The sequence below is a fragment of the Lysinibacillus sp. CTST325 genome (genome assembly GCF_054665055.1).
This window is the reverse complement of record NZ_BAAFHO010000032.1, coordinates 1-5,775: the sequence shown is the minus strand read 5'-3', so window position 1 is coordinate 5,775 and position 5,775 is coordinate 1. Positions and strand designations below refer to the sequence as shown.

The window sequence follows — 5,775 nt, the reverse complement described above, 5'->3', positions numbered from 1 at the left end:
TTGCTCTACCAACTGAGCTACACCGGCAAATGGTGGAGGATGACGGGCTCGAACCGCCGACCCCCTGCTTGTAAGGCAGGTGCTCTCCCAGCTGAGCTAATCCTCCTGGGTATTATGCCTAGCGACGCCCTACTCTCACAGGGGGAAGCCCCCAACTACCATCGGCGCTAAAGAGCTTAACTTCCGTGTTCGGTATGGGAACGGGTGTGACCTCTTTGCCATCATCACTAGACTATTAGTTTTCAATATACTTCGTATTTTGAAAGCCTTATGTATTTCGTTTTGAAGTTTTTATTACCTGTCCTTCAAGACAAGAATTATTGTATAACGTTTTCTAGCATTGTGCAACTCTTTTTTATAAAATAAAAGAAATCATTACTTTTCGAAGATATTTTTGTCATGTAAGAGAAATTATCACTCTGCTTTTTATTATAACAATAGCTTAATTAAAAGAAAACAATTAATTTATTAGAAGTAGTTTTATCTATTTTAATTCATTAAAAAATACTGTTTTCCGATTTGAGCTACTCTTTTCTGACTGTCGAGACACTTCGCTTTTTTCAGGAATCTTTAATCTACGACAGGATCCATCAGAGTAGCCCTTCGTTACAATCAACTAAAAATGCCAAATATAAACCAAAAACTATTTATAGATTCAATTAACATGCCTGTTAATTGATCATTTCAAAATTATTTAATTATAGTTTTCAGGTTTCATCTTATCCACAATCATATTAAACCCTAAATTTACAGCACATGTGAAAGAACATTTCTGACGTTGCACTTTCGTTACCGAAAACATTTGCTAATGAAGTTAAATAACAGAAAGTACCCTTTGTAATCGTCCAATTTCCTCTAATGTAGTTGTCGGACCAAAAGATACTCTAAAAAATTGACGTGCCGCTTCCATAGAATAGCCCATTGATAAAATCGCCTTCGTACCAGATTCACTATGAATATCACAGGCACTTCCAGTGGAAATACATATCCCCACTTCATTTAATTTTAACAAAACGTCTTGTCCCTCTACTCTTTTCATTAATACACCACAAATATTAGGCAATTGCTCCTTACTCTCAATTATTTGACACGTTTCTTGCAAATTTTTCTTAAAGCTTTGACGTAATGCTTCATAATGCTTCCGCTCATATTGATAATCTTCAATCGCCGTAGCAAAAGCGACAATAGCTGGCGTATCTAATGTTCCTCCCCTTAGCCCACGCTCATGCGTGACACCTGGTGCTAATGCGGGAACACGAAGCTTAGGATTAATATAAATAGCTCCACATCCCTTTGGCCCACCTATTTTATGGGCTGAAACAGTAATAGCATCTACTTGCTGTTTTAACGGAAGTTTACAGAAGGACTGTACACAATCGACATGCAAGAGAACGTTTGATTGTTTTGCAATCTCGGCTATTTCTTCAATAGGTTGAATAGAGCCTATCTCTGAATTTACATGTTGGATAGTGATTAAAGCCGTATCTTCTTGTATGGCTTCTCGTAGTTGCTCCACATGAATACAACCATCTTGTTGTAAAGGTAACTTTGTGACCACAAACCCTATTTTTTCAAGTGTATTTAAAGCCGCATGTACGGAGGTGTGTTCAGCTTGTGATGAAATAATGTGCTTCCCTTTATTTGACGCTAAAGCTAATGACAAAATCGAAATTAAATTGCCCTCAGTGCCGCTTCCAGTAAAAATGACACCGTCACTATTTACTCCAAGAGATCTTGCTACGACAGCTCTTGCCTGTTCAACAAAATAATGGGCTTGCCCTCCTAGATCATGTAAGCTTGCACTATTTCCATAATACTGTTTCGCTACCTCACAATATGCTGTAAGAGCTTTTGGAGTCATTGGAGAGGTTGCAGCGTAATCCAAATAAATCATCTTATTCTTCCCTTCTAGTTCATCAGGTCTTGTTTTCTCTTTTATTTTATGTAAAGATATGTGTCAAGACAACTGTAAAGAAGGTATATGTATGGATGTAATGACAGATGTACTTATTATTGGTAGCGGCGTTGCTGCACTTCAAACTGCTCGACTACTCGAAGGACATTTTCAAGTTCAGATAGTTACAAAATGTTCAATTAAAATGAGTAGTTCTTATCGTGCTCAAGGCGGTATTGCTGCCGTTACAAGTCAAGAAGATCATCCAAAGTTTCACATTGCTGATACGTTGATTGCTGGTGAATATCATCATGAAAGAAGGAATGTTGAAGTACTCATAGAAAACGGTACAGAAATTATCAGTGATTTATTAAATGAGGGCTTCCCAGTTGATCGACAAATTGATGGGTCCCCGGCTCTAGGCTTAGAGGGGGCACATAGTCATCACCGTATTTTACATGCAGGTGGTGATCGTACTGGCCAAGTAATGATAGATTATTTGCTCAGACAACTTACATCTAATATCGTTGTGAATTGCTATGAAATGGCTTACGAGCTTTTATTGAATACAGTTGGAGATTGTGTTGGCGTTCTTACAAAAGGAGCAGAGGGAACGAAGCGCTACCTTGCCCACCACGTTATTCTAGCGACAGGAGGTGCTGGTGCTATTTATTCTCGTACGTCTAACTTTGATACAAATACTGGAGATGGTATCGCTTTAGCATATCGTGCTGGAGCTGCCATCAGTGATATGGAATTTATGCAATTTCATCCGAGCTTACTTTGGTGTGGAGGGCTGGCTAAAGGATTAGTCTCTGAAGCTGTGCGCGGCGCTGGAGGAAAGTTTGTCGATGCACAGCGTCATCCCATAATGAAAGGCATACATGAACAGTTGGACTTAGCACCACGCCATATTACTGCACATGCATTATTTAATAAACGTGCTGCTGGGCAGGAAACCTTTATTGATATTTCAAGTATCGAACACTTTGAAGAAAAATTCCCTACGATTGCTCAACTTTGCTATGACAATCATGTTAATTTACAAGATGGGTTAATTCCTGTAGCACCAGGTAGCCATTTTTTAATGGGTGGTGTTGTTGCTGATGACTTGGGAAGAACATCTATTCCTAATCTTTATGCAATAGGAGAAGTTGCTTGTACTGGGGTGCATGGTGCTAATCGTTTAGCTAGTAACTCTCTTTTAGAAGGCATTACGTTTGGACAAAGAACAGCCCAATACATTATTCAAACAGGTTGTAAGCAAAACAGTTTCTTAATTGATGACAAACATCACCAACAAACAATGCCATCATTATTTACAAAAGATCAATTACGACAAATGATGATGCACACGTTAGGCATTGTGCGAAATCCTATCGACATGGAACGATTCGTACAACAATTGCCCTCAATGCAAACACTTCTTCATGTTAATTTAGATGGCTTGAATCGACCGGAACTCGAACTTTACATGATGCATCTTGTCGCTACATTAATGGCACACGCAGCCATTACACGAAAAGAAACTCGCGGAGCACATATTCGCATTGACAGACCACAAGATGATCATCATTGGGCAAACCGCTGGATCATTTTTCAACAAGGACAAATGAAAGTGAGGAATTCATTATATGAATATCATCAAACTCGAGGAATTGCTAAAACAATTTTTTAATGAGGATATAGGCGATGGGGATATATCGAGTGAATTTATATTTTCTCCAGAACAGCAGGGATCTTTTTCTTTTTATGCGAAGGAAAGCGGCATTTTTTGTGGAGCCCCCATCATTAAGCATGGATTTCTTCTTCTTGATCGATCTATGGATATTATCCTTTATAGAAAAGATGGTGAAAAAGTCAATGTTGGTGATATTCTAGCTGTTATCCAAGGACCTCTTCAAAAGTTATTAATGGGTGAACGTGTCATTTTGAATCTTATTCAGCGCATGTCCGCTATTGCTACAGCTACAAATTTAGCGGTACGAGAAACAGCAGGTACTAATGCGAAAATATGCGATACACGCAAAACAATGCCTGGAATGCGTATGTTAGATAAATATGCTGTTAGAATCGGTGGCGCCTATAACCATCGCAATGGTTTATACGATGCGATAATGCTAAAGGATAATCATATTGCTTTTGCAGGTAGTATTACTAAAGCCGTACAGGCAGCCCGTGAGAAAATCGGTCACACCATTAAAATCGAAGTCGAAATCGAAACAAAAGCACAATTAGATGAAGCAATTGCAGCCGGTGTAGATATCATTATGTTTGATAATCGTAGCCCTGAGGAAATACGTGAATGGCTCCCAGCAGTTCCCCCGCATATTGCTACAGAAGCTTCAGGCGGCATTTCGCTCCATAACTTAAATACCTATGCTGAAACAGGTATTCAATGGATTTCACTCGGAGCGCTAACACATTCAGTAAAATGCTTTGACATTAGTGCACTAGTACAAACGAAAGGAGCTAATTCTATTGTCCATCACTAGTTTATTACACCAAACATCACTACTACCAGAGCATTATCGTGTATTATCTAAAAATGACATGGAATCTCGTATTATAGCTATAAAAAAGAAATTAGGTAGTATGCTCTTCATCCCTGGGCATCATTATCAAAAAGATGAAGTGATTCAATTTGCAGATGCAACAGGGGATTCCTTGCAGCTTGCTCAATTATCAGCAGCTAACAAGGAAGCTGAACATATAGTATTTTGTGGCGTACACTTTATGGCGGAAACAGCTGATATGCTCACAACTGAACAGCAGCATGTTTATTTACCTGATATGCGTGCAGGCTGTTCAATGGCAGACATGGCAGACATTTATCAAACAGAACAGGCATGGCCGATTTTACAGGAGCTCTTCGGCGATACCATTATCCCTCTAACATATGTCAATTCTACTGCTGCCATTAAAGCATTTACTGGGCGTCATGGTGGAGCCTGCGTAACATCGTCCAATGCAAAAGAAATGGTTAAATGGGCATTTACGCAAAAATCACGTATTTTCTTTTTACCAGATCAACATTTAGGAAGAAATACTGCGTATGATTTAGGAATACCGCTTGAAAATATGGCAGTTTGGAATCCTCATACAAATATGCTTGAGACAGATCAGTCTCCAGAAAACATTCAAGTCATCTTATGGAAGGGACACTGCTCCGTCCACGAAGGTTTTACAGTCCAGCATACGGAGCTTATACGTCAAGTTCATCCAACTATGCGTATCATTGTTCATCCTGAATGTAATCGTGAAGTTGTTGCTGCTGCAGATGATGCAGGTTCTACAAAATACATTATCGATACGATTAATAAAGCACCGGGTGGTTCGGCATGGGCAATCGGTACTGAAATGAATCTTGTTAATCGGATAATCCAGCAGCACCCTAATAAGCAGATTATCTCTTTAAATAAGAATTTCTGTCCTTGTCTTACAATGAATCGAATTGACCTACCCCATCTGCTTTGGTCCTTAGAAAGTATAGAAAGGGGGCAGCCACATAATCGTATTCGAGTAGAAGCTCACACAGCTGAAGAAGCACGTAGCTCACTTGAAAGGATGCTATTAAGAGTTTAAAAGGCAAAACGTCTACTCATTTTGGTAGACGTTTTATTTATTATAATTACTTAAGTCTTCAAACGTGAACATGTTGTGATGTTCCATTTTTAGAGGAAAATATTCGAATCTTAAAAACTATTTTTATACGAAAAAAAGCAGTAGATGTAAGTTACATCTACTGCTTTTTAGTATGACCCGTACGGGATTCGAACCCGTGTTACCGCCGTGAAAGGGCGGTGTCTTAACCACTTGACCAACGGGCCAATGGCGGAGAAGGAGGGATTTGAACCCTCGCGCCGGTTACCCGACCTACA

4 protein-coding genes, 2 tRNA genes and 1 rRNA gene are annotated in these 5,775 nt (G+C 39.3%); 3 read left to right on the top strand and 4 right to left on the bottom strand.

Going from position 1 to position 5,775, the window contains the following annotated elements; genetic code table 11:
* Positions 1-30 precede the first annotated feature (30 nt).
* From ACYQ73_RS28030 to ACYQ73_RS28020, 3 genes are all read right to left on the bottom strand, one after another.
* Positions 31-106 (bottom strand) — tRNA-Val (locus ACYQ73_RS28030).
* Between the two features lie 10 nt (positions 107-116).
* A 5S ribosomal RNA gene (gene rrf, locus ACYQ73_RS28025) occupies positions 117-232 on the bottom strand.
* A 582-nt stretch (positions 233-814) separates the two neighbouring features.
* Positions 815-1,894 (bottom strand): cysteine desulfurase family protein, encoded by a 1,080-nt coding sequence (locus ACYQ73_RS28020; protein ID WP_460015451.1) that lies wholly within the window; start codon positions 1,892-1,894, stop codon positions 815-817.
* A 91-nt stretch (positions 1,895-1,985) separates the two neighbouring features.
* Here ACYQ73_RS28020 and nadB point away from each other — a divergent pair, with 91 nt between their 5' ends.
* From nadB to nadA, 3 genes are read left to right on the top strand one after another with little or no spacing between them, the layout of a single operon-like run.
* Entirely contained in the window at positions 1,986-3,572 is a 1,587-nt protein-coding gene (gene nadB / locus ACYQ73_RS28015) for an L-aspartate oxidase (protein WP_460015450.1), read from the top strand.
* Positions 3,529-4,389, top strand: coding sequence for a carboxylating nicotinate-nucleotide diphosphorylase (nadC, locus tag ACYQ73_RS28010; RefSeq protein ID WP_460015449.1), 861 nt, complete (start codon positions 3,529-3,531; stop codon positions 4,387-4,389). The genes nadB and nadC overlap by 44 nt, the downstream gene beginning before the upstream one ends.
* On the top strand, positions 4,376-5,479 hold the full coding sequence (nadA, locus tag ACYQ73_RS28005) for a quinolinate synthase NadA (RefSeq protein ID WP_460015448.1): 1,104 nt from the start codon (positions 4,376-4,378) through the stop codon (positions 5,477-5,479). The genes nadC and nadA overlap by 14 nt, the downstream gene beginning before the upstream one ends.
* A 173-nt stretch (positions 5,480-5,652) precedes the next feature.
* Here nadA and ACYQ73_RS28000 read toward each other — a convergent pair.
* Positions 5,653-5,724, bottom strand: a tRNA-Glu gene (locus ACYQ73_RS28000).
* Between the last annotated feature and the right edge of the window lie 51 nt (positions 5,725-5,775).

Bases quoted from the DNA above. Each gene is read 5' to 3' on its own strand.
- nadC (WP_460015449.1), top strand. From the start codon at position 3,529: ATGAATATCATCAAACTCGAGGAATTGCTAAAACAATTTTTTAATGAG.
- ACYQ73_RS28020 (WP_460015451.1), bottom strand. From the start codon at position 1,894: ATGATTTATTTGGATTACGCTGCAACCTCTCCAATGACTCCAAAAGCT.
- nadB (WP_460015450.1), top strand. From the start codon at position 1,986: ATGGATGTAATGACAGATGTACTTATTATTGGTAGCGGCGTTGCTGCA.